At 69.9% G+C, this 25686-nt stretch carries 25 protein-coding genes; 14 read left to right on the top strand and 11 right to left on the bottom strand.

Annotated features, from left to right (window positions below):
* The first annotated feature begins 34 nt into the window (after positions 1-34).
* Positions 35-1690 carry an FAD-binding dehydrogenase gene (locus tag E1218_RS15415; protein ID WP_132320602.1) on the top strand — a complete coding sequence of 552 codons (1656 nt, stop codon included), beginning with the start codon at positions 35-37 and terminating at the stop codon, positions 1688-1690.
* Between the two features lie 75 nt (positions 1691-1765).
* Positions 1766-2926 (top strand): alpha/beta hydrolase family protein, encoded by a 1161-nt coding sequence (locus E1218_RS15410; protein WP_132320600.1) that lies wholly within the window; start codon positions 1766-1768, stop codon positions 2924-2926.
* On the opposite strand, the gene E1218_RS15405 is transcribed toward E1218_RS15410, so the two are convergent.
* The gene (locus E1218_RS15405) at positions 2910-3842 is read right to left on the bottom strand and encodes a serine protein kinase RIO (protein ID WP_132320598.1); all 933 of its coding nucleotides are present in this window, start codon (positions 3840-3842) and stop codon (positions 2910-2912) included. The genes E1218_RS15410 and E1218_RS15405 overlap by 17 nt on opposite strands.
* 170 nt (positions 3843-4012) lie before the next feature.
* Positions 4013-4738: an NIPSNAP family protein gene (locus E1218_RS15400; protein ID WP_132320596.1), complete on the bottom strand. Its 726-nt coding sequence runs from the start codon at positions 4736-4738 to the stop codon at positions 4013-4015.
* A 154-nt stretch (positions 4739-4892) separates the two neighbouring features.
* Here E1218_RS15400 and E1218_RS36080 point away from each other — a divergent pair, with 154 nt between their 5' ends.
* The 3 genes from E1218_RS36080 to E1218_RS15385 all read left to right on the top strand — a co-directional run bounded on the left by E1218_RS36080 (position 4893) and on the right by E1218_RS15385 (position 7648).
* A complete protein-coding gene (locus tag E1218_RS36080; RefSeq protein WP_165949278.1) occupies positions 4893-5036 on the top strand; it encodes a GPGG-motif small membrane protein in 144 nt (47 codons plus the stop codon).
* Between the two features lie 294 nt (positions 5037-5330).
* Positions 5331-6629 carry a winged helix-turn-helix domain-containing protein gene (locus E1218_RS15390; RefSeq protein WP_132320594.1) on the top strand — a complete coding sequence of 433 codons (1299 nt, stop codon included), beginning with the start codon at positions 5331-5333 and terminating at the stop codon, positions 6627-6629.
* A 56-nt stretch (positions 6630-6685) separates the two neighbouring features.
* The gene (locus E1218_RS15385) at positions 6686-7648 is read left to right on the top strand and encodes a TIGR03557 family F420-dependent LLM class oxidoreductase (protein ID WP_132320592.1); all 963 of its coding nucleotides are present in this window, start codon (positions 6686-6688) and stop codon (positions 7646-7648) included.
* Positions 7649-7660: 12 nt separating this feature from the next.
* Here the strand turns inward: E1218_RS15385 and E1218_RS15380 are convergent, their stop codons facing one another.
* Positions 7661-8278: a UdgX family uracil-DNA binding protein gene (locus E1218_RS15380; protein ID WP_132320590.1), complete on the bottom strand. Its 618-nt coding sequence runs from the start codon at positions 8276-8278 to the stop codon at positions 7661-7663.
* A 133-nt stretch (positions 8279-8411) separates the two neighbouring features.
* On the opposite strand from E1218_RS15380, the gene E1218_RS15375 reads away from it, so the two are divergent.
* Positions 8412-9209, top strand: a complete 798-nt coding sequence (locus E1218_RS15375) for a sigma-70 family RNA polymerase sigma factor (RefSeq protein ID WP_233712245.1) — start codon at positions 8412-8414, stop codon at positions 9207-9209.
* Between the two features lie 3 nt (positions 9210-9212).
* Here E1218_RS15375 and E1218_RS15370 read toward each other — a convergent pair whose 3' ends face one another.
* From E1218_RS15370 to E1218_RS15355, 4 genes are read right to left on the bottom strand one after another with little or no spacing between them, the layout of a single operon-like run.
* Positions 9213-11585, bottom strand: coding sequence for a phosphoketolase family protein (locus E1218_RS15370; protein ID WP_132320586.1), 2373 nt, complete (start codon positions 11583-11585; stop codon positions 9213-9215).
* Between the two features lie 12 nt (positions 11586-11597).
* Positions 11598-12770, bottom strand: a complete 1173-nt coding sequence (locus tag E1218_RS15365; RefSeq protein ID WP_132320584.1) for a zinc-dependent alcohol dehydrogenase — start codon at positions 12768-12770, stop codon at positions 11598-11600.
* Positions 12770-13093: a plasmid stabilization protein gene (locus E1218_RS15360; RefSeq protein ID WP_132320582.1), complete on the bottom strand. Its 324-nt coding sequence runs from the start codon at positions 13091-13093 to the stop codon at positions 12770-12772. Before E1218_RS15360 ends, E1218_RS15365 begins: the two co-directional genes overlap by 1 nt.
* Positions 13094-13145: 52 nt before the next feature.
* Complete coding sequence (locus tag E1218_RS15355; protein WP_132320580.1) at positions 13146-13751, bottom strand: flavodoxin family protein; 606 nt, start codon at positions 13749-13751, stop codon at positions 13146-13148.
* 134 nt (positions 13752-13885) lie between these two features.
* Here E1218_RS15355 and E1218_RS15350 point away from each other — a divergent pair, with 134 nt between their 5' ends.
* The 3 genes from E1218_RS15350 (at position 13886) to ku (ending at position 15985) form a co-directional block, all read left to right on the top strand.
* Positions 13886-14059 carry a CsbD family protein gene (locus E1218_RS15350; protein WP_132320578.1) on the top strand — a complete coding sequence of 58 codons (174 nt, stop codon included), beginning with the start codon at positions 13886-13888 and terminating at the stop codon, positions 14057-14059.
* Positions 14060-14151: 92 nt separating this feature from the next.
* Positions 14152-15015 carry a hypothetical protein gene (locus tag E1218_RS15345; protein ID WP_132320576.1) on the top strand — a complete coding sequence of 288 codons (864 nt, stop codon included), beginning with the start codon at positions 14152-14154 and terminating at the stop codon, positions 15013-15015.
* Between the two features lie 37 nt (positions 15016-15052).
* The gene (gene ku, locus E1218_RS15340) at positions 15053-15985 is read left to right on the top strand and encodes a non-homologous end joining protein Ku (RefSeq protein ID WP_132320574.1); all 933 of its coding nucleotides are present in this window, start codon (positions 15053-15055) and stop codon (positions 15983-15985) included.
* A 5-nt stretch (positions 15986-15990) separates the two neighbouring features.
* On the opposite strand, the gene E1218_RS15335 is transcribed toward ku, so the two are convergent.
* From E1218_RS15335 to E1218_RS15325, 3 genes are all read right to left on the bottom strand, one after another.
* On the bottom strand, positions 15991-16611 hold the full coding sequence (locus E1218_RS15335) for a hypothetical protein (RefSeq protein WP_132320572.1): 621 nt from the start codon (positions 16609-16611) through the stop codon (positions 15991-15993).
* A 130-nt stretch (positions 16612-16741) separates the two neighbouring features.
* The gene (locus E1218_RS15330; protein ID WP_202866032.1) at positions 16742-17350 is read right to left on the bottom strand and encodes a DUF6766 family protein; all 609 of its coding nucleotides are present in this window, start codon (positions 17348-17350) and stop codon (positions 16742-16744) included.
* Complete coding sequence (locus E1218_RS15325) at positions 17347-18645, bottom strand: MFS transporter (protein ID WP_132320570.1); 1299 nt, start codon at positions 18643-18645, stop codon at positions 17347-17349. Before E1218_RS15325 ends, E1218_RS15330 begins: the two co-directional genes overlap by 4 nt.
* Positions 18646-18740: 95 nt before the next feature.
* Here E1218_RS15325 and E1218_RS15320 point away from each other — a divergent pair, with 95 nt between their 5' ends.
* Positions 18741-19214 (top strand): MarR family winged helix-turn-helix transcriptional regulator, encoded by a 474-nt coding sequence (locus E1218_RS15320; RefSeq protein WP_132320568.1) that lies wholly within the window; start codon positions 18741-18743, stop codon positions 19212-19214.
* A gap of 33 nt (positions 19215-19247) precedes the next feature.
* A complete protein-coding gene (locus tag E1218_RS15315; protein ID WP_132320566.1) occupies positions 19248-21350 on the top strand; it encodes a thiamine pyrophosphate-dependent enzyme in 2103 nt (700 codons plus the stop codon).
* On the opposite strand, the gene E1218_RS15310 is transcribed toward E1218_RS15315, so the two are convergent.
* A complete protein-coding gene (locus E1218_RS15310; protein ID WP_132320564.1) occupies positions 21343-21819 on the bottom strand; it encodes a DnaJ family domain-containing protein in 477 nt (158 codons plus the stop codon). The genes E1218_RS15315 and E1218_RS15310 overlap by 8 nt on opposite strands.
* A gap of 106 nt (positions 21820-21925) precedes the next feature.
* Between E1218_RS15310 and E1218_RS15305 the strand changes: the two genes are divergently transcribed.
* From E1218_RS15305 to E1218_RS15295, 3 genes are read left to right on the top strand one after another with little or no spacing between them, the layout of a single operon-like run.
* Positions 21926-23470, top strand: a complete 1545-nt coding sequence (locus E1218_RS15305) for an aldehyde dehydrogenase family protein (protein WP_132320562.1) — start codon at positions 21926-21928, stop codon at positions 23468-23470.
* Positions 23470-24627: an NAD(P)/FAD-dependent oxidoreductase gene (locus tag E1218_RS15300; RefSeq protein ID WP_202866031.1), complete on the top strand. Its 1158-nt coding sequence runs from the start codon at positions 23470-23472 to the stop codon at positions 24625-24627. Before E1218_RS15305 ends, E1218_RS15300 begins: the two co-directional genes overlap by 1 nt.
* On the top strand, positions 24627-25562 hold the full coding sequence (locus E1218_RS15295; protein WP_132320560.1) for an ornithine cyclodeaminase family protein: 936 nt from the start codon (positions 24627-24629) through the stop codon (positions 25560-25562). The genes E1218_RS15300 and E1218_RS15295 overlap by 1 nt, the downstream gene beginning before the upstream one ends.
* Positions 25563-25686 lie beyond the last annotated feature (124 nt).

The raw sequence follows: 25686 nt of genomic DNA, 5'->3' as shown, positions 1-25686 counted from the left end.
TATCGGCGCCGGTTGTCCGCTATACATGGACCTCATGGACGCGGATGTGATCGTCGTCGGGGCGGGACTGGCCGGTCTGGCCGCTGCGGCCGAGCTGGCCGACGCGGGCCGGAGAGTACTGCTGCTGGACCAGGAGCCGGAGGCCTCGCTCGGCGGGCAGGCGTTCTGGTCGTTCGGCGGTCTGATGTTCGTCGACTCCCCGGAGCAACGCCGGATGGGCATCCGGGACTCGCGGGATCTCGCGCTCCAGGACTGGCTCGGCTCGGCCGGTTTCGACCGGCTGGACGACGAGGACAGGTGGGCCCGGCAGTGGGCCGAGGCGTACGTCGACTTCGCGGCCGGCGAGAAGCGGCCGTGGCTGCACGCCCAGGGCGTGCGGTTCTTCCCGGTGGTCGGCTGGGCCGAGCGCGGTGGCTACAACGCCGACGGCCACGGGAACTCGGTGCCGCGGTTCCACATCACCTGGGGCACCGGGCCCGGGCTGGTCGCGCCGTTCGAGCGCCGGGTCCGGGAGGCGGTCGCGAAGGGGCTGGTCGAGCTCCGGTTCCGGCACCGGGTGGACGAGCTCACCCTCACCGGCGGGGTCGTCGACGGCGTCGCCGGCAAGGTGCTCGAGCCGAGTGACGTCGAGCGCGGGCTGCCCAGTTCGCGGACCGAGGTGGGCGACTTCGCGCTGACCGCGCAGGCGGTGATCGTGACGTCCGGCGGGATCGGCGGCAACCACGACCTGGTCCGGTCGCAGTGGCCGAAGCGGATGGGCGAGCCGCCGAAGCGGATGATCTGCGGGGTGCCTGCGCACGTGGACGGCCGGATGCTGGCGATCACCGAGAAGGCCGGCGGCCGGTACGTGAACCGGGACCGGATGTGGCACTACACCGAGGGCATCCAGAACTGGGACCCGGTCTGGCCGATGCACGGCATCCGGATCCTGCCCGGTCCGTCGTCGCTCTGGTTCGACGCCACCGGCAAGCGGCTGCCGGTGCCGCTGTTCCCCGGGTTCGACACCCTGGGCACCCTCGAGTACATCATGCGGACCGGGTACGACTACACCTGGTTCGTGCTCACCCAGAAGATCATCGAGAAGGAGTTCGCCCTCTCCGGCCAGGAGCAGAACCCGGACCTGACCGGCAAGGACATCCGGGGCGTGCTCGGCCGGGCCCGCGGCGGCGCGACCGCGCCGGTGCGCGCGTTCATGGACAAGGGCGCCGACTTCGTCGTCCGGGCGAACCTGCCCGACCTGGTTCGCGGGATGAACGACCTGACCGGTGACAACCTGATCGACCTGGACGACCTGGAGCGGCAGATCGTCGCCCGGGACCGCGAGCTGACCAACACCTTCACCAAGGACCTGCAGATCACCGCGCTGCGCGGCGCCCGGAACTACCGCGGCGACAAGCTGATCCGGGTGGCCACACCGCACCGGATCCTCGACCCCAAGGCCGGCCCGCTGATCGCCGTACGGCTGAACATCCTGACCCGGAAGTCGCTCGGTGGTCTGCAGACGGATCTGGAGTCGCGGGTGCTGCGAACGGATGGTACGCCGTTGCCCGGTGCCTACGCGGCCGGCGAGGTGGCCGGTTTCGGCGGCGGCGGCATGCACGGCTACCGCTCGCTGGAGGGCACCTTCGTCGGCGGCTGCCTGTTCACCGGCCGTACGGCGGGACGCGCGGCGGCCCGGGCGGTGTCGTAGGAGAACACCCGTCCACCGGCGTATGTGTGCCGCGACCCTCTGTCCGGTCGCAGCACCGGCTTCTAGCGTGGCGCCATGCGCCGCCTCGCTCTGTTCTCCGCCGTCCTGCTGCTGACCGGTGTGACCGTGCCGGCCGATGCCCACCGTCAGGTCCGGGTTCCCGGTGCCGAGCACCAGCAACTCGCACACCTCGACGACCTGACCACCGCCGGCACCGTCAGGTCCGGGCACACCAATCCGGCAGACTACGCCGGTCTCACGCACTCGGGTCTGCCACAGCAGTCCGGCGTCCCCGGCGTCCAGATCGACGGGTACTTCCCGGACAGCTCACACACCAACACCAACCACGGCTGGAACCACGACTCCCAGTTCGTCATCCGGCTGCCGGAGGAATGGAACGGCGGCCTGGTCGTCTCCGGCTCACCCGGCGTCCGGGCTCAGTACGCGAACGACCGGGCGATCTCGGACTACGTGCTCTCGCTGGGCTACGCGTACGCCGCGACCGACAAGGGCAACACCGGCGCCGAGTTCTTCGAGGACGGCGTGCGGCCGGGTGACGCGATCGTCGAGTGGAACCTGCGGACCACGCAGCTGACTCGCGCCGCCCGGGCGACCGTCGCGCAGTACTACCGGCGTCCGGCCCGTGAGGTGATCGCGGCCGGCATCTCCAACGGCGGTTACCTGGTGCGCTGGCAGCTCGAGAACCACCCCGGGCTGTACACCCGCGGAGTCGATCTCGAGGGCACCCTGTGGACGGCGGGCAAGAACCTCTTCACGTTCCTGCCGCCGGTGATCAGGGGCTACGAGCAACAGTCTCCGGCGCTGATCACCGCGGCCGGTTTCGATCCCCGGTCGGACTTCCTCTGGGAGTACCACTACTCGGTCTACTGGAAGCTGACGCAGCGGATCTACGCGGCCGAGCTCGATCCCACCTACGTCGGCAGCGAGGCCGACTACGACTTCTCGCGGCGCCCACAGGCCCAACGAGCCGTCCAGCGGATCGCGTTGACCGGGAAGATCCGCCGGCCGCTGGTCACCATTCACGGCACGTACGACAGTCTGCTGCCGATCACGCAGAACTCGGACGTGTACGCCGCGATGGCCCGTCGTACCGGCCTGCACACGTACCAGCGGGTCGAGGCAGGCAACCACGTCGACGGACTCGTCGACGCCTACCCCGGCCGGCTGGTCCCGCTCGTGCCGCTGCTGCAGCAGGCGATCAGAACACCATCGTGAGCAGGTCGGCGAACAGCTCCTGCTCGTCGACCTCCAGCCCGCGATTGGTGAACCAGGTCGCCATGTTGTGGCAGTCCCGCAGCAGGAAGTCCATCCCCTTCGGGTTACCGACGATGTCGACCACCTGCGGGAGGTCGATCATCACGATCCGCTCCCCCTGGGCCAGGACGTTGTAGGGCGACAGGTCGCCGTGGGCCAACCCCGCCCTGGCCAACTCACGCATCCCGTCGCGTGCCTGCTCGAAGTACCGACCGAGCAGGTCCTTCGGCGGCCGGACCTGGGCGAGCCGTGGCGCGGCCCCGCCCTCGCCGTCGTCGATGAACTCCATCAGCAGCTCGGTGCCGTCCACCTGGACCGGGTACGGCACCGGGACGCCGGCCTTCCACAGCCGGCAGAGCGCGTCCCACTCGGCGTACGCCCACTGCCCCGCGGCGACGCTGCGGCCGTGCGCGGTCTTCTTCGCCATCGCGCGGCTGTCCCGGCTGTTCCGGGTCCGCCGCCCTTCGACGTACGACGTACTGCGGTGGAACGACCGGTGTTCCTCGGTGCGGTACCGCTTGGCGGCCAGCAGCGAGGACCGGGCCGGGTTGTCGCCGATGGCTTCGACGGCCCGTTCGATCAGGAAGACGTCGGCTTCCTTGCCGGTTTTGAGGACGCCGAGCTCGGTGTCGATCGCGCCCTGTTCCGTCACCACCCAGTCCGGGCGGGGATCAGGTCCGCGAGAACCGCGCTCGACGTCCAGCCAGGTGGACCAGCGCTGATCCGGGCCGAGATGCTCGTCCACTTCCTGGAAGCGGAAGACGAACGCGTCGGCCGGATCGGGTTGGGACTCGTCGCCGGCCAGGCCGGCCCAGCGGGAGTCGAAGTCAGCGAGGTCAGAGAGTTCTGAATCGGTACGAAAGACGTCGGAAGACATCCGGAGTGCTCCTGAACGGTGAGGTGGGACTGATGCGGACATGCCGCAGCACAGTGATGGCCATCCGTCAGCCCTCCTTAGGTTCAGGCAGCGCTCGTCGCCGCACGGGTCGACTCAGGATGCCGGGCGCCGGCCCGGCCGCGCAAGCGATTTATCGCGGCCGCGCGAAGCTACCTGAACTGCGAGCGCGCGGTCGGCCGCAACCGCAACTCCTGCACCGGCTTCGCCGACCGGCAGACGAGCTCGGGCAGGACCTTGCGCTGCCAGACCTGCGACGCCGCGAGCCGCCGGCGATGATCGTCGTACGCCGCCTCGTCGGGGAAGCGGGCGAACCACGCCAGCACCACCTCGTCGCGCAACGGCAGCGCCGGAAAGTTGTTCTCGGCAACCAAACTCTCGAACACGGCCACTGGTTCCGCACCACTCGCGGTCAGCGCCGGGAGAACGTGGTCGGTGAAGAACTCGACGAAGCCGTCACCCGGTGCACCCCGGTGGCAGACAGCTCCGGCGATCACCGAGTCCGGGACGAAGGTCGCACCGATCGGGGCCCGCGGGGAGTCGAGGCGCGGGTAGCCGTCGCGGAGCTCGATCGGCCTGAGCAGCAAGGCGTTGTCCGAGTCGATCATCGTCCGGTTGGCCGTACCGGAGTGCGCCCGCCAGACCGGGCCGCTGTAGAAGGCGGCCAGGGCGTCAGCCCGCGACCGGAGGTCGGCGAAGCCACGGAGCCAGACGAACCGGTCCGGGTCGTCCAGGTCGCGGAACTGGCCGACGATGTGCATGCCGGCCGCTTCCTGGCCCTCGACGAAGTACTCGTCGAACACGTCGACCAAGATGTCACGCTGCCCCGGGTGCAGCGTGTACTGGCGCAGGTCCACGACCGCGCAACACTCGTCCATCGGTTCCTCCTGAAGGTCCGGCGACGGCCAGTCAACCAGTCAAACCTGACAGTGGCTGTCAGCGAATCAGGGTTTGCGGAGTGGGCACTGGGGGTGCAGCACGGGGAGAACAGCCGCCGGGCATCCCCGCCCGGCCCTAGAGATTGGAAGAACCATGGGTCTCATCCTGTGGATCATCGCGGCGATCCTCGTCATCGCAGGGATCGTCTCGCTCGTCCGCGGTCAGCTGCTGTGGGGCGCCGCTCTGATCGTGATCGGCCTGCTGGTCGGTCCCGGCGGCGTCAGCATCTTCACCTGATCGGTCCCACCACGTCGTCCCACGCAGCTCCCGCGTGGGGCGGCGCTGTGGGTCCGGCCACGGACGACTGAGCCGGCGCAACGCGGTGTCGGAGCCGCGCGGCCCCACGGACGATCTCGTCCGGTGACGCGGCCGCCACGTAGCTGAGCCGGATCTCCAGCTCGCACAGCGTTGCTGACGCTGGTCCGGTCGGTGCTGCTGATGGGCGAGCACCTGCCCGCGGCCGCACCGATCACGGTGGTCGTCGTCCTGCTCCGCATCGTGCTGACCCAACAGGCGCGGTAGTTTCGGTCCATGGCTGCGACCGGCGAGGCGATCCCGGTCGACACGGCGCGCCGGATCGCGCTCACCGCGCAGGGATTCGCCGATCCCCGGCCGTCCGGCCGGGTCGACGCCCGTCATCTCCGGCGGGTCCTCGAGCGCATCGGCGTACTGCAGGTCGACTCGGTGAACGTCGTCTGCCGCTCGCACTACCTGCCGCTGTTCGCCCGGCTCGGGCCATACCCGCGCGCCACCCTCGACCGGATGTCGTGGGGAGCCGACGACCGGGAGCTGTTCGAGTACTTCTGGGGCCACAAGGCAAGCCTCATCCCGCTGAGCAGCTACCCCTTGTTCCGCTGGCGGATGCGGGCGGCCGAGCAGCAGGACTGGACGGCCGACGACCTCAGCCCGGACCTCACCGCGCCGTGGTCGGTCGTCACCGGGATGCGCCGGCTGACCACCGAACGGCCTGGGTACGTCGACGACGTGCTGGCCTTGGTCACCGACCGCGGACCGGTGACGGCCGGCCAGGCGAGCCCGGACGGCGTACGGCGGAAGCGGACCGACCCGGACCCGGACCCGTCCACCGGAACGATGTGGAACTGGCAGGACGCGAAGATCGCGATCGAGTACCTGTACTGCGCCGGGCGGGTGACGATCGCCGGCCGCCGGAACTTCGAACGACGCTACGACCTCACCGAACGGGTGCTGCCCGACGCCGTCCTGCGCGAACCCGAGATCGGTGCGGACGAGGCCCGACGCGAGCTGGTCCGGATCGCGGCCCGCGGGCTCGGCGTGGCCACCGCGCGGGAACTCTGCGGCCGCGGCGGAACGGCGCACTTTCCGTTGCCTCTAGCAACCGCCCGGCAGGTGATCGGTGACCTCGTCGATGCCGGCGATCTCGTTCCGGTGCGCGTCGACGGCGTACCGCAGCAGAGCTACCTGTGGTCCGGGGCGGAGGACCGGCCGGTCGACGCGCGGGCCCTGCTGTCGCCGTTCGACACGCTGATCTGGAACCGGGACCGGACCCATCGGCTGTTCGGGTTCTTCTACCGGATCAGCATCTACACGCCGGCCGCGCAGCGGGTGCACGGCTACTACGTGTTGCCGTTCCTGCTCGGTGACCGATTGGTCGCCCGGGTCGATCTGAAGGCGGACCGGAGGAGTTCCGCCCTGGTCGTCCCGACCGTCACCGCGGAGGACGGCGTGCCCGTGGCCGAGGTGGTCGAGCCGCTGGCGGCCGAGCTCGCCCTGATGGCGTCCTGGCTCGAGCTCGACCGCGTGTCGGTGACCGCGGACAGCGATCTCGGCAAAGCGCTGCGCGGTGCATAGGGCGGCGGCAGCGGGGCACCGGGCAGGCACTGCAGTCGATGCACTCGGGAGACGTGGTGAAGATCGGATACTTCCTGTCCAGTGAGGAGTACACGCCGGCACAGCTGATCCAGCAGGCCCGGCTCGCGGAGGAGGCCGGGTTCGACGCCCTGTGGATCAGCGACCACTTCCACCCCTGGAACGACGAGCAGGGCGAAAGCGCGTTCGTCTGGTCGACCATCGGGGCCATCTCCCAGGTCTGCGAGCTGCCGGTGACAACCGCGGTCACCTGTCCGACGGTGCGGATCCACCCGGCGATCATCGCGCAGGCGGCCGCCACCAGCGCGGTGCTGCTGAACGGGCGGTTCACACTCGGCATCGGCAGCGGCGAGGCCCTCAACGAGCACATCCTCGGCAGCGTCTGGCCGACGGTCGACGTCCGGCTGGAGATGCTCGAGGAAGCGGTCGAGATCATGCGGCGGCTGTGGACCGAGGACGGCTTCGTCAACCACCACGGCAAGCACTACACCGTCGACACCGCCCGGATCTACACCCGGCCGGAGACACCGCTGCCGATCTACATGTCCGGGTTCGGCCCGGAGGCGACCGACGTCGCGGCGCGGATCGCGGACGGGTACATCACCACGTCGCCGGACGCCGACCTGCTGAAGCGGTTCCGGGACAACGGCGGCGGCGACAAGCCGGCCCAGGTCGGGTTCAAGGTCAGCTACGCGCCGACCGAGGAAGAGGGCATCGAGCAGGCGCACCGGATCTGGCGGAACTCCGGTCTCCCGGGCGAACTGTCCCAGGTGCTGCCGTCGCCGCGCCACTTCGAACAGGCCAGCGAACTGGTGACCAAGGAGTCGACCGCCCAGTCCGTGGCCGCGGGACCGAAGGCGGACGCGCACGTGCAGGCGTTCAAGCCGTACGTCGAGGCGGGCTTCGACGAGATCTACGTGGCGAACATGGGGCCGCACTCGGTCGACATGATGAACCTCTACCGCACCGAGGTCCTGCCCGAACTGCGCCGGATCTCCTGAAACTCCGCGCTGTCACGTCAACTGCGCGAGGGCGGCACGGAGGTCGTGCACGAAGAGGTCGAAGTCGCGGCGGTACTCGCGGGAGCGGACCACCGAGGACGGATGGACGGTCGCGATCGCGGCCGTCCCGTCCCGGAGGACCTGCGGCAGCCCTCGTTGTTCCGTGACCTTGAACCCGGTTCCGAAGACTGCCCGGGCGGCGACCGCGCCGAGCACGACGACTATCGACGGCCGGACGATCTCCAGTTCGCGATCCAGCCAGGGATGGCAGGCGCCGATGTGCCCCGCGCCGGGCGTCTTGTGAATCCGGCGTTTACCTTGGCGCTCGAACCGGAAGTGTTTGACAGCGTTGGTCAGGAACACGTCCGACCGGTCGATCCCGACCTCGGCCAACGCCTTGTCCAGCAGGCGTCCGGCCGGCCCGACGAAGACGTGTCCTTCCTTGTCCTCGACGTCACCGGGTTGTTCACCGATCAACATCATCCGCGCCCGGGCCGGACCTTCTCCGGGAACAACGCGTTCGGCGTACTGGTAGAGGTCGCAGCCGCGGCACTCTGGCAGCGCGGCGGTGAGCTTCTTCAGACCGCCGTCGTGCGGCACCCACTCGGCCGCGCCGGTGAACTTGTCCACGATCGGCCGGTTCCCAGTTCAAACAGCTGTAACACCTCAGGGGTTGAAAGCGACCGCCGAGTTTGATCTGGTGGGGACTGAGTGGTTCAGCCTTGATGCCACGCCGCAGGACGACCCCGACGAGGTTTCTCCCGTGACGATCGCACCTGTCAGTACTGCCGACTCGAAGCAGCGCGTCGCCGACACCACGCAGGAACTGCTGATCGAAGCCGACCGCACGCCCGACCCGCGGCACCAGGAACTGCTCGACGAAGTCGTCATCCTGAACGCACCGGTCGCGCGCTCGATCGCCTCTCGCTACCGCAGCAAGGGCGTGGACCCGGACGACCTCGAGCAGGTCGCCTACCTCGGTCTGGTCAAGGCGGCCAACGGCTACCGGCTGGACGCCTCCACGGCCTTCCTGTCGTACGCCGTACCGACGATCCGGGGCGAGCTGAAGCGGTACTTCCGCGACTGCGCCTGGACCGTGCGGCCACCACGCCGGGTCCAGGAGATGCAGGGCTCGATCGCGGCCGCCGAGTCCGAGCTCACCCAGCGACTCGGGCACCTCCCGAGCGAGCAGGAGACCGCCGAGGCGCTCGGGACCGAAGCCGACGAAGTGCTCGAGGCCACGTCGGTGCGCGGCTGTTTCACCACGCTGTCACTGGATGCGCCCGGTTCGGCCGAGGGCGGCACCAGCCTGCTGGACACGGTCGCCGACGCCGAGGACGGCTACGAACTGGTCGAGAACGTGCAGACCCTGACGCCGGCCGTCGCCTCGCTGGGCGACCGGGACAAGCAGATTCTCGAACTGCGGTTCTGCAACGGCCTGACGCAGGAGGAGATCGGCAACGAGCTCGGCGTCAGCCAGATGCAGGTCTCCCGGCTGCTCCGCGGCATCCTCGACCAGCTCCGCACCAGCCTCGCCGATCCACGGATCAAGGCTCAGTAGGCATCACGAGGTCCAGCGCCACTCCCGGACCTCCGGCAGGTCCTCGCCGTACTTGGTGACGTGCGCGCGATGCCGCACCCGCTGGTCCGCGAAGTACTGCCGGGTCGCCACCGCCCGCGTGCCCAGCGACGGCACCCGGTCGATCACGTCCATCGCCAAGTGGTAGCGGTCCAGGTTGTTCAGCACCACCATGTCGAACGGCGTGGTCGTCGTACCTTCCTCGATGTAGCCGCGAACGTGCAGGTTGTCGTGTCCGCGCCGGCGGTAGGTGAGCCGGTGGATCAGCCACGGGTAGCCGTGGTACGCGAACATCACCGGCTTGTCGGTGGTGAACAACGCGTCGAACTCGGCGTCCGAGAGCCCGTGCGGGTGCTCGGTCGAGTCCTGCAGGCGCATCAGGTCGACCACGTTGACGACCCGGATCCTGAGCCCGGGCAGGTGCTCCCGCAGCAGGTCGACGGCGGCTATCGTCTCCAGCGTCGGTACGTCGCCGGCGCAGGCCATCACGACGTCCGGGTCGCCCTCGTCGTTGCTGGCGAAGTCCCAGACCCCGATGCCGCGGGCACAATGCAGTGCGGCCGACTCCCAGTCGAGCCAGTTCGGCTGCGGTTGTTTGCCGGCGACGACGACGTTGATGTAGTTCCGGGTCCGCAGGCAGTGGTCCATGGTCGACAGCAGCGTGTTCGCGTCCGGCGGCAGGTACACCCGGACGACCTCGGCCTTCTTGTTCACCACGTGGTCGATGAACCCGGGGTCCTGGTGCGAGAACCCGTTGTGGTCCTGCCGCCACACGTGCGAGGTGAGCAGGTAGTTCAGCGACGGGACGGGACGCCGCCAGTCGAGCCGGTTGATCGTCTTCAGCCACTTCGCGTGCTGGTTGACCATCGAGTCGACGATGTGCACGAACGCCTCGTACGACGAGAACAACCCGTGCCTGCCGGTGAGCAGGTATCCCTCCAACCAGCCCTGACAGGTGTGCTCGCTGAGCATCTCCAGCACCCGGCCGTCGGGGGCCAGGTTCTCGTCGGTGGCCCGCCGGTCGCCCAGCCAGGCCTTGTCGGTCGCCTCGTAGACGGCGCTCAGCCGGTTCGACTCGGTCTCGTCCGGACCGAAAAGCCGGAGGTTGTTGTACTCGGCGTTCAATCGGAAGGCGTCCCGCAGGTACGCCGCGAACACCTTCGTCGGCTCGCCGTCCTCCGCCCCGGGCCGCTTCACCGGTACGGCGTACTCCTCGACCGGAGGCAGCTCCAGGTCACGCGCCAGCATGCCGCCGTTGGCATGCGGGCTCGATCCCATCCGCAAGTCCGGACCGGGCGCGAACTCCAGCAACCGTTCGACCGGCCGGCCGTCGTTGTCGAACAGCTCCTCCGGCCGGTAGCTGCGCAACCAGGACTCGAGCTGCCGCAGGTGCTCCTCGTTCGTCCGTACGCCGGACAGCGGCACCTGGTGTGACCGCCAGGTGTCCTCCACCGGTAGGTCGTCGACCGTGTGCGGACCCGTCCAGCCCTTCGGCGTCTTCAGCACGATCATCGGCCAGGCCGCGCGCGCCGGCCGCTCGGGCGACGAGCGCGCCTCCAGCTGGATCTCGTCGATCCGGTCGAGGCAGTGGTCCAGCGCGGCGGCCATCGCCTGGTGGACGGTCGCCGGGTCGGAGCCCTCGACCAGGTACGGCTCGTGGCCGTAGCCCTGCAGCAGCGCGGTCAGCTCCTCGTCGCCGATGCGCGCGAGCAGGGCCGGGTTGGCGATCTTGTAGCCGTTGAGGTGCAGGATCGGCAGCACGGCGCCGTCACGGACCGGATCGAGGAACTTGTTCGAGTGCCACGAGGTCGCGAGCGGGCCGGTCTCGGCCTCACCGTCGCCGACCACGCAGGCGACGACCAGGCCTGGGTTGTCGGCGGCCGCGCCGTACGCGTGACTCAGCGAGTAGCCCAGCTCGCCGCCCTCGTTGATCGACCCGGGGACGTCGGCGGCGACGTGACTGGGGACGCCGCCGGGGAACGAGAACTGCTTGAACAGCCGGCCCATCCCCTGCTCGTCCTGGGTCGTGTTCGGGTACGCCTCGGTCCAGCTGCCCTCGAGCCAGGTGTTGGCCACGATCGCCGGACCCCCGTGGCCGGGCCCGATCACGCACAGGAACTCGCGCCGGCGCTGCCGGATCACCCGGTTCAGGTGGGCGTAGACCAGGTTGAGGCCGGGCGTCGTACCCCAGTGTCCGAGCAGCCGCGGTTTGATGTGCTCCGGACGCAGCGGCTCCCCCAGCAAGGGGTTGTCGAGCAGGTAGATCTGTCCCACGGACAGATAGTTCGCTGCCCGCCAGTACGCATCGAGGCCCTGCAACTCCTCGTCGCTCAGCGGGGTGGCGTCGATCTGTTGCACGAGATCCTCCGTCTAGGGGGTCAGCAGCACCTTCACCGCTCCGTCACGCTTCTGCTGGAACATTTCGTACGCCGCCGGTCCCTCGCTCAACGGTAGGTGGTGAGTCGCGAAACCGTCCACGTTCAGCGGATCCTCGTCACCGAGCAGCTTCAGGATCCGGTCGGACCACCGGTGCACGTTGGCCTGGCCCATCCGGAACTGGAGTTGCTTGTCGAAGATCGTCAGCATCGGCAGTGGGTCGGCCATGCCGCCGTACACCCCGATGAGCGAGACCGTGCCGCCCCGCCGGACGGCATCGACCGCCAGGTAGAGCGCCGCCAGCCGGTCGACCCCGAGGGTCTGCATCACCTTGCGTTGCAGGGCGTCCGGCAGGTAGCCGGCGAGTTGCTGACTGACCTTGGCCACCGGCGAACCGTGCGCCTCCATGCCGACGGCGTCGATCACCGAGTCCGGCCCGCGTCCCTCGGTGCGGTCCTTGATCTCGTCCGCGACGTCGTCGCTGTACTCGAGCACCTCCACACCGTGGAGCTCCGCGCGCTTGAGACGCTCGGGCACCAGGTCGACACCGATCACGCGGTGTCCGCGGTGCATCGCGATCCGGCAGCACATGTCACCGATCGGCCCCAGCCCCAGTACGAGGACCGTGCCGCCGTCGGGGATCGCGGCGTACTCGACTGCCTGCCAGGCCGTCGGGAGTACGTCGGACAGATAGACGAACCGGTCGTCGGGCGGCCCGTCCGGGACCTTGATCGGGCCGTACTGCGCCTGCGGAACGCGCAGGTGCTCCGCCTGACCGCCGGGAACCTGACCGTAGAGCTTGGTGTAGCCGAACAGAGCCGCCCCCATGCCCTGCTCGCGGACCTGGGTCGTCTCGCACTGTGTCTGCAGATCCTGCGTGCACATGAAGCACGAACCGCAGGCGATCTGGAACGGTACGACGACGCGGTCGCCGGGCTTCAGGTTGGTGACCTCGGAGCCGACCTCCTCGACCACGCCCATCGCCTCGTGGCCGAGAATGTCGCCGGGGTCGAGGAACGGGGCCATCACCTCGTACAGATGAAGGTCGGACCCGCAGATCCCGGTCGTCGTCACCTTGACGACTGCATCGGTCGGTTCCTGGATCCGCGGGTCCGGCACGTCGACGACTTCCACCGAGCGCTTGCCCTGCCAGGTGAGGGCCTTCACTAGCGGCCCACAGCCTTCTCGAGCTGGGCCTTGGACATCTTCGACCGGCCCTTGATGTTCTTCTGCTTGGCCTCGTTGCACAGCTGCTCCTTCGTCCGCCCCCGGGAACCGCTGTGCGACCGCAGTCCGCCGCGGCGGCCGGACGAGATGTCCTGAGTGGAGGAGCGGCTCTTCTGCTTGGCCTCGCCGGACCGCGCGCGTTCCTTGTTCACGGTGCGGGCCGCGATCTCCTCGGCGGTGTCCTCGCTCCGGCCGCGCTTCTTCAGCCCGGTCTTGATGTGCTCGTACTGGCGCTCACGTTTCGGGCTCGATCCTGCAGGCATTCGCTTGCTCCTTTCGCGCTGCTCGCCCGGTACCCCCGGACGTACGGAACAATCAGCCCGGCGGGGCCGGCACGGGGTTCGCGGCCAGCGCTCGCGCGACCGCCACCAGGTTGCTCGCCATCGCCCGCCCGGTCTTCGCCGACCAGTCGTGGCCCTCGTCGGTCTCCGAGTAGCTCGGCCCTGGTCCGGGACCCTTGTTCCAGTACGTCCAGGCCTGCCCCGGGATCGTGTAGCCGATGTCCACCAGGCCGCCGCAGATCTCCGAGATCACGTGGTGGGCGCCGTCCTCGTTGCCGGTGACCACGATGCCGGCGACCTTGTTGTACGCGACCGGCCGTCCCTCGTCGTCGGTCTCGCTGAGCATGGCGTCCATCCGTTCCAGCATCCGCTGGGCGATCGACGACGGCCGGCCGACCCACGTGGGGGTGGCGACGACCAGGATCTCGCTGTCCAGCAACTGCTGGTGGATCCCGGGCCAGTCGTCCCCGGTGCCCTCGTCGCTGCTCACCCCCGGCTTGATCGTCAGGTCAGCCAGCCGGACCCGGTCGACGTCGACCTTCTCCTCCTGGAGCGCCTCGACCACCACGTCGGCCAGCAGGTCGGTGTTCGACTCGCCCGGCGAGGGCTTCAAGGTGCAGTTCAGAACCAGTGCCCGCATCACGTCTCCTTCGGGTAGGCCCTCGCCGGTTCCCCGCCCGCGGACCCTCCATGCAGGGTCCGCGGGCATGCATGGACTCCCCACCCGCGGGCACCCGGGGAGCGACAGTTACCGACCCACGAAGGAGAAGAACGATGGGTATCGGAGACAAGATGAAGAACGCCGCCGAGGAAGCCAAGGGCAAGGTCAAGGCGAAGACCGGCGACGCGACCGACGACCGCGACTTGCAGGCCGAGGGCGAGACCGAGGAGTCGGTGGCCGCCCTGAAGCAGGCCGGCGAGAAGGCCAAGGACGCCTTCAAGAAGTAACCCGGGCCACCGCAGGTCCGCCACCCCGGCGCAGATCCCCCCGCAGGCCGGGGTGGTTCTGTGCGCGGGGGAGTTCCGGTAGCGTCGGTGCCGTGGACTTCGAGGAGGCGGCCGACACGCTCTACGCGGCGTCCGCGGCCGACTTCATTGCTACTCGCAACGAGCTGGCGAAGCAGCTGAAGGCGGACGGTGACCAGCTGGGATCGACTCGGCTGAAGGCGATGCGCAAACCGACGGTCGCCGCCTGGGTGACGAACCTGGTCGCCCGCGAGCTGCCGGACGAGCTGGACGACCTGCTCGCGCTCGGCGACGAGTTCCGCGAGGCGACCGCGGACCTGGACGGCGAGCGGCTGCGCGAGCTGGCCCCGAAGCGGCACAAGGTGCTCGACAAGCTCGCCAAGGAGGCCACGAAGCTGGCCGAGCAGCAGGGCCAGAAGATCAGCGCCGACGTCGGCCAGAAGCTCCGCGAGACCCTCGACGCGGCGCTGGTCGACCCCGCCGCGGGTGACGCCGTACGGGAAGGTCGGCTGAGCAGCGCGCTGCGGCACGTCGGCTTCGGGGTGGTCGACGAGAGCGGCGAGCCCACCAACGTCACCCCGCTGACGGACGAGCGCCGGCAGAAGGCGCGGGAACGCCGCAAGGCGGAGACCGCGGCGGAGGAGGAGTCGGCCGCCGCGCGCCGCAAGCGCGAGAAGGCCGAGCAGGAGCAGGAGGAACGGGAGGCCGCGAAGAAGGCCGAGGCGAAGGAGGAGTTCGAGGCGGCGGTCTCGGCGGCGCAGCAGGCCGAGGCGACGGTCGAGGACCTGGACAACCAGCTGGATGAGGCCCGCGAGGCGCTGGCCGAGGCCCAGGAACGGGTGCGACGGCTGGGCGCCGAGCTGGACGACGCGCGCCGGGCCGCCCGGGACGCACAGAAGCACAGCCGGGAGGCGCGGAAGCGGTACAACCGTCTCTGACCTGGGTACCGGCGCGGACGACGAGAGGAGCCGGGCGATGGCGCGGTCGATCTGGAGCGGGTACATCAATTTCGGACTGGTCTCGGTGCCGGTCGGGCTGTACAGCGCGACCGAGGAGCACGAGGTCGACTTCCACCAGTTCCAGAGGGGGACCTCGGACAGGATCCGGTACAAACGGGTGAACGAGCGCACCGGACGCGAGGTCGACTACGAGAAGATCGTCAAGGGTCACGACCTCGGCGACGGCAAGTACGTGATCGTCGAGCCGGAGGAACTGGACAACATCGCGCCCGGCAAGTCGCGGTCGCTGGAGATCTCCACCTTCGTCGACCTGGACGAGATCGACCCGATCTACTACCAGAAGAGCTACTACCTGGGCCCGAAGGACGCCGACAACAAGGGGTCGTACGCCCTGTTGCGGGACGCGCTCAAGAAGACCAACCGAGCCGGGATCGCGAAGTTCGTCATGCGCGGCAAGGAGTACCTGGCCACCATCCGGGCCCAGGACAAGGTGCTGGTGCTGGAGACGATGTACTTCGCCGACGAGATCCGCAACCCGGCCGAGGAGCTCGACGACCTGCCGGCCAGGTCGAGTGCCGGCAAGCAGCTGTCGATGGCGGCCGACCTGATCGAGGCGATGAGCGGCGAATGGAAGCCGAGCGCCTACACGGACACCTACACCGAACGGGTGAAGGACCTGGTCGAGACCAAGCGCAAGGGCAAGGAGGTCGTCTTCACCGAGGAGGAGCCGGAGGCCACCACTCCGACCGACCTCGTCTCCGCCCTGCGTGCCAGCGTCGAGGCCGCCCGCAGCCGCCGTACGTCCGGCGCCACCAAGAAGACCACGAAGAAGACCTCCGCGAAGAAGTCCACCGCCGAGAAAACCACGGCCAAGAAGACCACGGCGAAGAAGTCCACCGCGAAGAAGTCCACCGCGAAGAAGACCTCCAGCCGGAAGAAGGCCGCCTGACCTGACTACTCGCCGGGCGTAGGCAGCAGGTAGCTGCTCGGGTTGGCGGGGGCGCCGGCGTCGAGCCAGCGGTGGAAGCCGGCGGGGTTGCGGCGCTCGAACTCGTCCAGGCAGATCCGCCGTACCTCGGCGACCGCCTGGCGGTCACGCGGTCCCGCGCCCTGGGCCAGCTGGGTGGCGGTCTCCGTCCAGAGGCCGCAGAGCTCCTCGATGCTGAGCGGGCACTTGAGCGAGGCGATGAGCTGCTCGTCCTCCTGGAGCTCTGCCTGCTTCAGCTCCTCGAGCGTGCGCTGACTGCGTGATGGTCGCGTCCGGCGCTCCGGCGTGACGAGATCGATCAGGATGAAGAGCCCGGCGACGAGCAGCGCGACCGCCAGCCCGATGGCACCCCACGCCATCAGCCGCACCAGACCCGGGAGACACAGCACCCCGGCAGCCGCGGCTCCGGCGACGACCACGGCGGACCGGTACGGCGCGTCGTCGGCAACGTGCCGGATCACCGCGGCCAGCGGCCACACCAGCGCGAAGACGACGGCGAGCAGGATCGACGCGGCCAGCGGACCGAAAAGCAACACTCCGGTCAGGACCCCGGTCGTGCCGACGCCCAGACCGCCCGCGACCGCCATCCGACGCACCAGCGGGGAGGGACGCCTCACCGGATCTCACCCACGACACACCTCACCTGCACCCGCCCCACAGACACCTACCCCCAGAACGAACGGCCTCCCGTCACCGTTCCCGCCCGGGCGTGGTCAATCAGCCGCCGGTCTCCGAGTTCGGGGCGTGCACCGGCTTCGACTGGGCCGACCGGCGCTGACGCAGGTGGATCGACCCGCCGACGATCGCGGCCACCGCGAGGAACTCGCTCTGCCAGTTCTGGAAGGACTCGTACCAGAACTGCGACGTCCAGACGTACTGCCAGGCGGTGACCGCCTCGCCACCGTGCATCGTCTGCTCCTCGCTGTACGCCCCGGCACCGGTCACCGCGTGCAGCCAGAAGGACAACAGGAAGACCAGCCCGAAGGCGATCGCGAGCGAGTTCTCGTACAGCCAGAGCACCGTGGCGGATCCGTGCCGAACCGGCCACGGTGCCTCCTGGTCGTTACGGTGCTCCCGCGGGTCCTCGTCCTGCGGGGCCGACCCCTCGAGCGGCCTGGACTCCGCCGACCCCTTCTGCACCAGGTACGCCGTCAGCAGGACGTACATTCCCATCTGCAGGAACTCGGACTCCCAGTTCTCGAACACCGCCTCACCGAAGGAGGAGGAGACGAGGTACTGCCCGAGGCTCTGCGGCGGCTGCCCGTGGTCGGCCAGCTCGGAGTTCTCCTGCGCGTGCCCGGTGAACAGCAGCCGGATCCGGGTCAAGCCGCGCTGGGCGCCGGCTCCGCGTGGTCGAGCGGGTGGGCGATCTCGTCCGACGGCATCCGGCCGAAGTACACCACCAGGAACGAGATCAGCGCGGGGCCGATCCCGGCGATCAGGAACACCGCCGTCAGCCCGAGTACGGCGCCCGCCGGCCCGGCCAGCGCCATCGACAGCGGCATCAGCAGCAGCGAGACGAAGAAGTCCAGGCTGGCGATCCGGCCTCGCAGGTGGTCAGGCACCCGGCGCTGCAGCAGCGTCCCCCAGATCACCATCGCCGCCGAGCTGGTCACGCCGACGACAGCCGCGCCCGCCATCATCATCCACAGGTCGCGGGCGAACCCGAGCACGGCGAACGGCAGCGACCCGACGCCCCACAGCAGTGTCATCACGGTCAGGTACCGCCGCGGCAGGCTGCGCGACGAGATCAGCAGCGCGCCGGCGGCCCCGCCGATGCCGAACGCGGCCAGCACGAGTCCGAAGTCGCTCGGTCCGCCGCCGAGCTGGTCCCGGACGGCGAACGGCAGCAGCACCTCGAGCGGCCCGAGGATCAGCAGCACGAACACCGTGCCGAACAGCAGCGAGGCGAGCAGCCAGCGCGTCTGCCGGACGTACCGCCAGCCTTCGCGCAGGTCACCGAACACGGTCCGCGCATCGGCCTTCTCGCCGGTGTCCTCGACGTCACCCGGCTCGACCGGCTCGAAGCCGCTCGACGGCACCCGCATCGCGAGCACGCAGCCCGCGGAGAAGAAGTAGGTGAGCGCGGTCACCAGGATCGCGACCCCGGGTGACAGCGCTGCGATCGCCAGACCACCGAGCGCCGGCCCGGTCGCCTGCTGGGCCAGCGGCCGCAGCGTGCCCTCCAGCCCGTTCGCGGCGAGCAACTCGTCGGCCGGCAGCAGCTTCGGCACGAGCGCCGTGTACGCCGGGATGAGGAACGCCTCGCCGGCGCCGATCAGGACGGCGGCACCGGCCAGGTGCCACACCTCGAGCAACCCACTCAGCGCCAGCCCGGCGACGACCAGCAGCACCAATCCCCGGACGGTGTCGGCCGCGATGATCACGCTGCGCTGCGACAACCGGTCGGCCGCGATCCCGCCGAACAGCACGCAGACGACGAGTCCGATGCTGTACGCCGTCGTCACCACCGACAGCTGGACCGGCCCGCCGCCGAGCTCGATCACCTGCCAGGCGAGGGCGACCAGCCACAGCCCGCTGCCGAGCAGCGCGACCGCCAGTCCGGTCCACAGCAGCCGGTAGTCCCGATGGCGCAGCGGTTGAACCGCCTTCCAGCCCACGTCACCCTCCCCTGGTCGTTCCGAGGAGCATACACAGACGAACAGTTCACATGTCAACTGTTGTGATGCGCACCGAACGTCGTACACTTTCCACCATGCCGACGACGATGAGCACCGAACAGCTCGGTGCCTGGCGGGCGATGTACCGGGCGGACACACTGCTGTTCACGCATCTCGACAACACTCTGCGCTCCCGGCTGAAGATGGGGTACTTCGAGCACGAGGTGCTGCGGAGCCTCGACCAGGCCGGCGGCCGGCTGCGGATGGCGCCGCTCGCGGAGCAGCTGATGATCTCCCGCAGCGGCTGCACCCGGCTGGTCGGCAAACTCGAGGACAAGGACGGCTGGGTGGTCCGCCGGAACACCCCCGACGATCGCCGGGCCACCTGGGCCGAGCTCACCCCGGCCGGCCGGGAGGCGCTCGCGGCTGCTCAACCCGTGGTCGAGGCTGTGGTGTCGACGTTCTTCGCCGATCATGTATCAGATGAGGACCTTCTCCGCGCGAGCAGAATCCTGGACGTCCTGGCCGACGCGAACCCGAACGACGACGGGTTCGACTGCGGGCTCTGAGACGGGCGGCTCGACGACTGCGGGCTCCGACCGGTGACCGGCGTCGACGAGCGGTTCGCCGAGCGCGTCCGCGGGCTGAAGCCGACGCCGGCCGACCTCCCGACGGACGAGCTGCGCAGCTTGTACGACGCCCAGCTCGGCAGCCGGCACGCGGACCTCGCGGCCCGGTGGATGCAGTCGCGGGGCCAGGGGTTCTATACGATCGGGTCGGCCGGCCACGAGGGCAACGCCGCCGTCGCGGCGGCAGTGCGGCCCACCGACCCCGCGCTGCTGCACTACCGATCCGGCGCGTTCTACCTGGCGCGCGCCGAGCAGTGCGGCTCGAAGGAAGGACTGCGCGACATCCTCCTCGGAGTCGCGGCTGCCACCGTGGAGCCGATCGCCGGCGGCCGGCACAAGGTCTTCGGCCGGCACGACCTGGCGATCATCCCGCAGACCTCGACGATCGCGTCCCACCTGCCGCGGGCGATGGGGGTCGCGTTCTCGATCTCGCGGTCGGCCAAGCTCGGCGTCTCGTCGCGGTGGCCGCACGACGCGATCGTGGTGGCCAGCTTCGGCGACGCCTCGGCGAACCACTCGACCGCGACCGGCGCGATCAATGCCACCCTGCACGCGTCGTACCAGGGTCTGCCGATGCCGTTGCTGCTGGTCTGCGAGGACAACGGGATCGGGATCAGCGTGCGCACACCGGAGGGCTGGATCCGGCAGGCGTACGGGCAGCGGCCCGGCCTGCGGTACTTCGACGCCGACGGCACCGACGTCGCGGCGGCGCTGTCGATGGCCAGGGAGGCGGCGACGTTCGTCCGGCGCAACCGGCGTCCGGCGTTCCTCCGGCTGCGGACGGTCCGGCTGCTCGGCCACGCCGGCTCCGACGTGGAGGCGGCGTACCGCTCACCCGCCGAACTGGCCGCGGACGAGGAGCTCGACCCGCTGCTCGGTACGGCGCGCCTGCTGCTCGGTGCCGGTCACACGCCCGACGAGGTCATCGAGTGGTACGAGGACAAGCGGTCGGAGGTGATGCGGATCGCGGCGGAGGTCGCCGGTCTGCCGCAGTTGCCGACCGCCGAGGCGGTGGCCGCGCCGCTGCGCTTCCCGGACCCGGCGAAGGTGTCGGAGTCGCTGCCGCGGCGCAGTACCGGCGAGGACCGGCTGACCCTGAGCCAGTCGATCAACCGCGCGCTCGCCGACGTGCTCGCGTCGTACCCGGAGGCGATGGTGTTCGGCGAGGACGTCGGCCGCAAGGGCGGCGTGTACGGCGTGACCCGCGGGCTGCAGAAGGCGTTCGGCCCGGCCCGCGTGTTCGACACCCTGCTGGACGAGCAGTCGATCCTCGGCCTGGCCCTGGGCGCGGGGGTGTCCGGGCTGCTGCCGATCCCGGAGATCCAGTACCTCGCCTACCTGCACAACGCCGAGGACCAACTGCGCGGCGAGGCGGCGTCGCTGAAGTTCTTCTCCCAGGAGCAGTACGCGAACCCGATGGTCCTGCGGATCGCCGGGTACGGCTACCAGAAGGGATTCGGCGGCCACTTCCACAACGACGACGCGATCGGGGTACTGCGGGACATCCCGGGCATCGTGATCGCGTCGCCGTCGCGGCCCGACGACGCGGCCGCGATGCTGCACACCTGCGCGGCCGCCGCCCGCTCGTCCGGCACGGTGAACGTCTTCCTCGAGCCGATCGCGCTCTACCACCGGCGGGACCTGTACGACGAGGGCGACGACGCATGGCCGGCGTCGTACCCCCAGGAGCCGGTGCCGATCGGGAGCGCCCGGACGTACGGCGACGGGACCGGGCTGACCATCGTCACCTTCGGCAACGGTGTGCCGATGAGTCTCCGGGTGGCGGCGCGCGTGCCCGGCGTCCGGGTGCTCGACCTGCGCTGGCTCGCGCCGCTGCCGGTCGACGACTTGTTGCGTGAGGCAACCGCCACCGGCAAGGTGCTGGTCGTCGACGAGACCCGGCGCTCCGGCGGGGTCTCCGAGGGCGTGCTGGCGACCCTGATCGACTACGGGTACACCGGCCGGCTGGCGCGCGTCGCCAGCTACGACTCCTACGTCCCGCTGGGCGCGGCCGCGCACCACGTCCTGGTCAGCGAGCGCGAGATCGAGACCGCCGCCCGCGAGCTGCTCAGCTGAACAGCCGCTGCCAGACCGACTTCTTCCGTGGCTCGTCCGCCGGCTTCGCCTCGTGCACGCGGGTCGGCTCGGGGCGATGGGTGCGCCAGTGCTCGAGGATCTCCTCCTCGTCGACCGTTCCCACCGGGACGACCGGGCCGGTGGTGTCGCGGATGCTGACGAGGATCCGCTGGTTCAGGTCGGCGAGGTAGTCGCGCACCTCGGACTCGCGGCGCATCCGGGCGACCTTCTCGTGGACCTGCTGCTTCTCCTTGCGCAACTGGACCGCGGCCGGCAGCAGCGCCTCGACGTCGAGCTGCTCGCGGCGGAGGTAGTCCTTTACCCACCAGTCCGGATCGTGCCCGTCGGGAAGTTTCAGGGGCTTCCCGGCCCCGGCCAGGTCGTCGAACTCGCCGGCCTTCTGCGCCTGCTGGATCTGGGCCTCGACCCAGTCCTGGGTCTTCATGCCCGGTGGCTTCCGCTGGGTCATGAGCTGTACCTCATCCGTCGTCGGCTGCCCTCATCCTACCGGCTTGTGAATGCACTCACAAGGTGCCGCAATTAGGGTGGAGGCCACACCAGAGAGGGGATGCGCGATGGCGGTCGAGGTTCTGTCGGTGGTGGCCGGTGATCGGGTGGCGGAGACGGTACGACGGACGCCGTCGACCAACCCGGCGCGGTTGAGCGAGGTCGTCGGGACGGTCGGCAGTGCCGGGCCGGAGGTGTTCGCCAGGGCCGCCGGGGCCGCGCGGGCCGCGCAGCCGGCCTGGGCGGCGACCCCCGCACCGCAGCGCGGCCAGGTGATCGCGAACGTCGGCCGGCTGATGACGGCCAACAAGGAACGCCTCGCCGGGCTGGTCACCCGCGAGATCGGCAAGCCGATCGCCGAGGCCCGGGGTGAGGTCCAGGAGATCATCGACACCTGCGACTTCTTCGTCGGTGAGGGCCGCCGGCTCTACGGGCAGACGGTTCCGTCGGAGATGCCGGACAAGCAGTTGTTCACGTTCCGCCGCCCGGTCGGCACGGTGGCGGTGATCACGGCCGGCAACTTCCCGGTCGCCGTGCCGTCCTGGTACATCGTCCCGGCGCTGCTGTGCGGGAACACGGTCGTCTGGAAGCCGGCGGAGTACTCGGCGGTGGTGTCCGACGCGTTCTACGAGATCTTCGCCCACTCCGGCGTACCGGCCGGCGTCTTCAACGTGGTGTACGCCGACGGTCCGGACACCTTCACCGGGCTCGAGCAGGCGCTGCAGGCCGGACTGGTGGACAAGGTCGGCTTCACCGGGTCGAGCGAGGTCGGCATCCGGATCGGCGAGCTGTGCGGCCGGCACCTGCAGACCCCGTGCCTGGAGCTCGGCGGCAAGAACCCGATGGTCATCACCGAGGACGCCGACCTCGACCTGGCCGTCGAGGGCGCCCTGTTCTCCGGCTTCGGTACGGCGGGACAGCGCTGCACGTCACTCGGTACGGCGATCGTCCACCGGTCGGTGCACGACGAGTTCCTGGACCGGTTCGGCCGGGCGGTCGCGGACGCGGCGATGGGTGACCCGACCGAGGACGTGCTGTTCGGGCCGCTGCTGGACGAGAAGTTCGCGGCCGGATTCGAGAAGTCGCTGCGCTGGATCGAGCCGCACCACCGGGTGATCGGCGCGACCGGCCGGGTCACCGCCGACAACCCGCGGAAGGGGTTCGTGGGCGACCCCGCGGCCGGACTGTTCTACCACCCGGTGATCGTCGCCGCGGTCCGTCCGGACGACGAGCTGTTCCTGAACGAGACGTTCGGGCCGGTCGTCGGAGTCGCGACGTACCGCGACCTGGACGAAGCAATTGCCCTCGGCAACACGCCCGGGTACGGCCTGTCCAGCTCGATCTACACCACCGACCCGGACAAGGCGTTCCGGTTCGCCCAGGGCATCTCGGCCGGGATGGTGAGTGTGAACAACTCGACCTCCGGCGCGGAGGCGCATCTGCCGTTCGGCGGGAACGGCCGGTCCGGCAACGGTTCCCGGCAGAGCGGGGTCTGGGTGCTCGACCAGTTCACCCGCTGGCAGTCGATGAACTGGGACTACTCGGGCAGGCTGCAGAAAGCGCAGCTGGACACGGCGACGGTCGAGGCCGACCTCTCGTACCAGCTGCCCTGATGGCGCCGATCCTGCCGGCCGCCGCCGACGTGGTGATCGTCGGCGGCGGGGTGATGGGCACCAGCATCGCGTTCCACCTCGCCGAGGCGGGCGTCGAGCGCGTCCTGCTGCTGGAACGCGACGGGCTCGGTTCCGGTTCGACCTCGAAGGCGGCCGGCGGCGTCCGGGCGAACTTCTCCGACGAGCTGAACATCGCCCTCGGCGCCCGCAGTCTGGAAGCCTTCGCCCGCTTCGGCGAGCGGCCGGGCCAGGAGATCGACCTGCACCGCGTCGGCTACCTGTTCCTGCTCGAGACCCCGGACCAGCTCGAGCTGTTCCGTGCGAGCACCCGGCTGCAGAACGCGGCCGGCCAGCCCACACGGATGCTCGGCGTCGACGAGGCGGTCGCGCTCGCACCGATCATCTCGCCGGACGGTCTGGTCGGCGCCTGCTTCTCACCGAGCGACGGGCACTGCACGCCGGAGTCCGTCGTACTCGGCTACGCGTCGGCCGCCCGCCGGCTCGGCGCCACGCTGGTGACCGGCTGCGAGGTCACCGGCATCGATGCCGATGGCAACCAGATTCGGGCGGTCCGGACCGGTCGTGGGACGGTCCGGACCGGCACGGTGGTCTGCGCGGCTGGCGCGTGGTCCCGGCAGCTCGGGGAGCTGGTCGGTGTCGACCTCCCGGTGACCCCGCTGCGGCGGCAGATCGTGGTCACCGAGGCGATCGCGGGGCTGCCGTCCGGGCTACCGATGACGATCGACTTCAGCAGCACGTTCTACTTCCACCGCGAGGGTCCGGGCCTGCTCGTCGGCATGTCGGACCCCGAGGAGCTGCCCGGCTTCCACCTGAACCGCACCGACACCTGGCTGCCTCGTCTCACCGAGCGGATGGAGCACCGTGCACCCGCCCTCCTGGACGTCGGCCTGACCGGCGGCTGGGCCGGCCTGTACGAGAACACCCCGGACCACAACGCGCTGATCGGCGAGGCCGACGGCGTGTCCCGGTTCCTGTACGCCACCGGCTTCTCCGGGCACGGCTTCCTCCAGGGCCCCGCGGTCGGCGAAGTCGTCCGCGACCTCTATCTCGAGCGCACCCCGTTCGTCGACATCTCTCCGCTCCACGCCGGCCGCTTCACCACCGACACCCACCGCGCCGAGCGGAACGTCGTCTGATGACCCTGCTCCTCACCCGGTCCGACATCCTCGGCGTCCTCGATCCCACCGCGATCCTCGACACGTTGCGGGCCGGTTTCCACCAGCCCGCCCCGGCCCGGCCGATCCGCAGCCGCACCGACCTTCCGGGCCCAGGTACGGCGACCGCCCTGCTGCCCGGCGTGGTCCAGGGCGTGCCCGCGTACACGGTGAAGGTGAATGCGAAGTTCCCAGCGGCTTCGCCCGCGCTGCGAGGTGTCGTCTGCCTGCACGACCTGGCCGACGGCTCGCTGCTCGCACTGATGGACTCGGCCACGATCACCGCCTGGCGAACGGGTCTCGCCGTGGCCCTCGCCACCGACCTCCTGGCCACTCGGGCCTCGACGGTCGGGGTGATCGGCGCGGGCGCACAGGCGGCGATGGTGCTCCGGGGACTCACCGAGCTCCGCGACGTGACCAGGGTGGTCGTGCACGACCTTGACCTGGACCGTTCAGCCGCCTTCCTGGCCAACCAGGCGATTCCCGGTCAGACCGCGCAGAGTCCGTCGGAGGTGGCTGCGGACGCGGACCTCGTCGTACTGGCGACCTGGTCCCGGAAGCCGTTGCTGACGGCGGCGGACGCGCGGCCTGGGCTGCACCTCACCACGGTGGGTGCGGACGAGCCGGGGAAGGTGGAGCTGTCCGCGGAACTGCTGCTTCGGGCGCGGGTCATCGTCGACGATCTCGAACTGGCCGTCGGTATGGGCGCTCTGGGCAACGCCGGGCTGGGCGCCGAGGCTGCCCACGGCACGCTCACGCAGGTGCTGACCGGCTCGCGGACAGGACGCGAGACGGCTGACCAACTCACCGTGTACGCGCCGGTCGGTCTGCCCTGGCAGGACCTGGCGATCGCCTGGCCGGTCTACCAGGCCGCCGTCGCGGCGGGGAACGACCGGGCGATCGACTTCCTCAGCTGAGACAGCTCAGGGCTCTTCGTTGCGAGGATCGTCGGCCGGGTTCTGCGGCCAGTTGTCGGGGTCGCACCACTCTGGGTCCCAACCGCGCTGGATGCAGTACTGGCGGAGGATCTCCTCACGGGTC

This window comes from Kribbella turkmenica (assembly GCF_004348725.1).
Lineage (GTDB): Bacteria > Actinomycetota > Actinomycetes > Propionibacteriales > Kribbellaceae > Kribbella > Kribbella turkmenica.
Note: the sequence above shows the minus strand (reverse complement) of the source record. Positions and strands in the feature narration are given on the sequence as shown.

Bases quoted from the DNA above. Each gene is read 5' to 3' on its own strand.
- E1218_RS15350 (WP_132320578.1), top strand. From the start codon at position 13,886: ATGGGTATCGGAGACAAGATGAAGAACGCCGCCGAGGAAGCCAAGGGC.
- E1218_RS15400 (WP_132320596.1), bottom strand. From the start codon at position 4,738: ATGGACGAGTGTTGCGCGGTCGTGGACCTGCGCCAGTACACGCTGCAC.
- E1218_RS15405 (WP_132320598.1), bottom strand. From the start codon at position 3,842: ATGTCTTCCGACGTCTTTCGTACCGATTCAGAACTCTCTGACCTCGCT.
- E1218_RS15320 (WP_132320568.1), top strand. From the start codon at position 18,741: ATGCCGACGACGATGAGCACCGAACAGCTCGGTGCCTGGCGGGCGATG.
- E1218_RS15310 (WP_132320564.1), bottom strand. From the start codon at position 21,819: ATGACCCAGCGGAAGCCACCGGGCATGAAGACCCAGGACTGGGTCGAG.
- E1218_RS15360 (WP_132320582.1), bottom strand. From the start codon at position 13,093: ATGCCTGCAGGATCGAGCCCGAAACGTGAGCGCCAGTACGAGCACATC.
- E1218_RS15335 (WP_132320572.1), bottom strand. From the start codon at position 16,611: ATGGCGGTCGCGGGCGGTCTGGGCGTCGGCACGACCGGGGTCCTGACC.
- E1218_RS15295 (WP_132320560.1), top strand. From the start codon at position 24,627: ATGACCCTGCTCCTCACCCGGTCCGACATCCTCGGCGTCCTCGATCCC.
- E1218_RS15305 (WP_132320562.1), top strand. From the start codon at position 21,926: ATGGCGGTCGAGGTTCTGTCGGTGGTGGCCGGTGATCGGGTGGCGGAG.
- ku (WP_132320574.1), top strand. From the start codon at position 15,053: ATGGCGCGGTCGATCTGGAGCGGGTACATCAATTTCGGACTGGTCTCG.
- E1218_RS15410 (WP_132320600.1), top strand. From the start codon at position 1,766: ATGCGCCGCCTCGCTCTGTTCTCCGCCGTCCTGCTGCTGACCGGTGTG.
- E1218_RS15300 (WP_202866031.1), top strand. From the start codon at position 23,470: ATGGCGCCGATCCTGCCGGCCGCCGCCGACGTGGTGATCGTCGGCGGC.
- E1218_RS15390 (WP_132320594.1), top strand. From the start codon at position 5,331: ATGGCTGCGACCGGCGAGGCGATCCCGGTCGACACGGCGCGCCGGATC.
- E1218_RS15355 (WP_132320580.1), bottom strand. From the start codon at position 13,751: ATGCGGGCACTGGTTCTGAACTGCACCTTGAAGCCCTCGCCGGGCGAG.
- E1218_RS36080 (WP_165949278.1), top strand. From the start codon at position 4,893: ATGGGTCTCATCCTGTGGATCATCGCGGCGATCCTCGTCATCGCAGGG.
- E1218_RS15415 (WP_132320602.1), top strand. From the start codon at position 35: ATGGACGCGGATGTGATCGTCGTCGGGGCGGGACTGGCCGGTCTGGCC.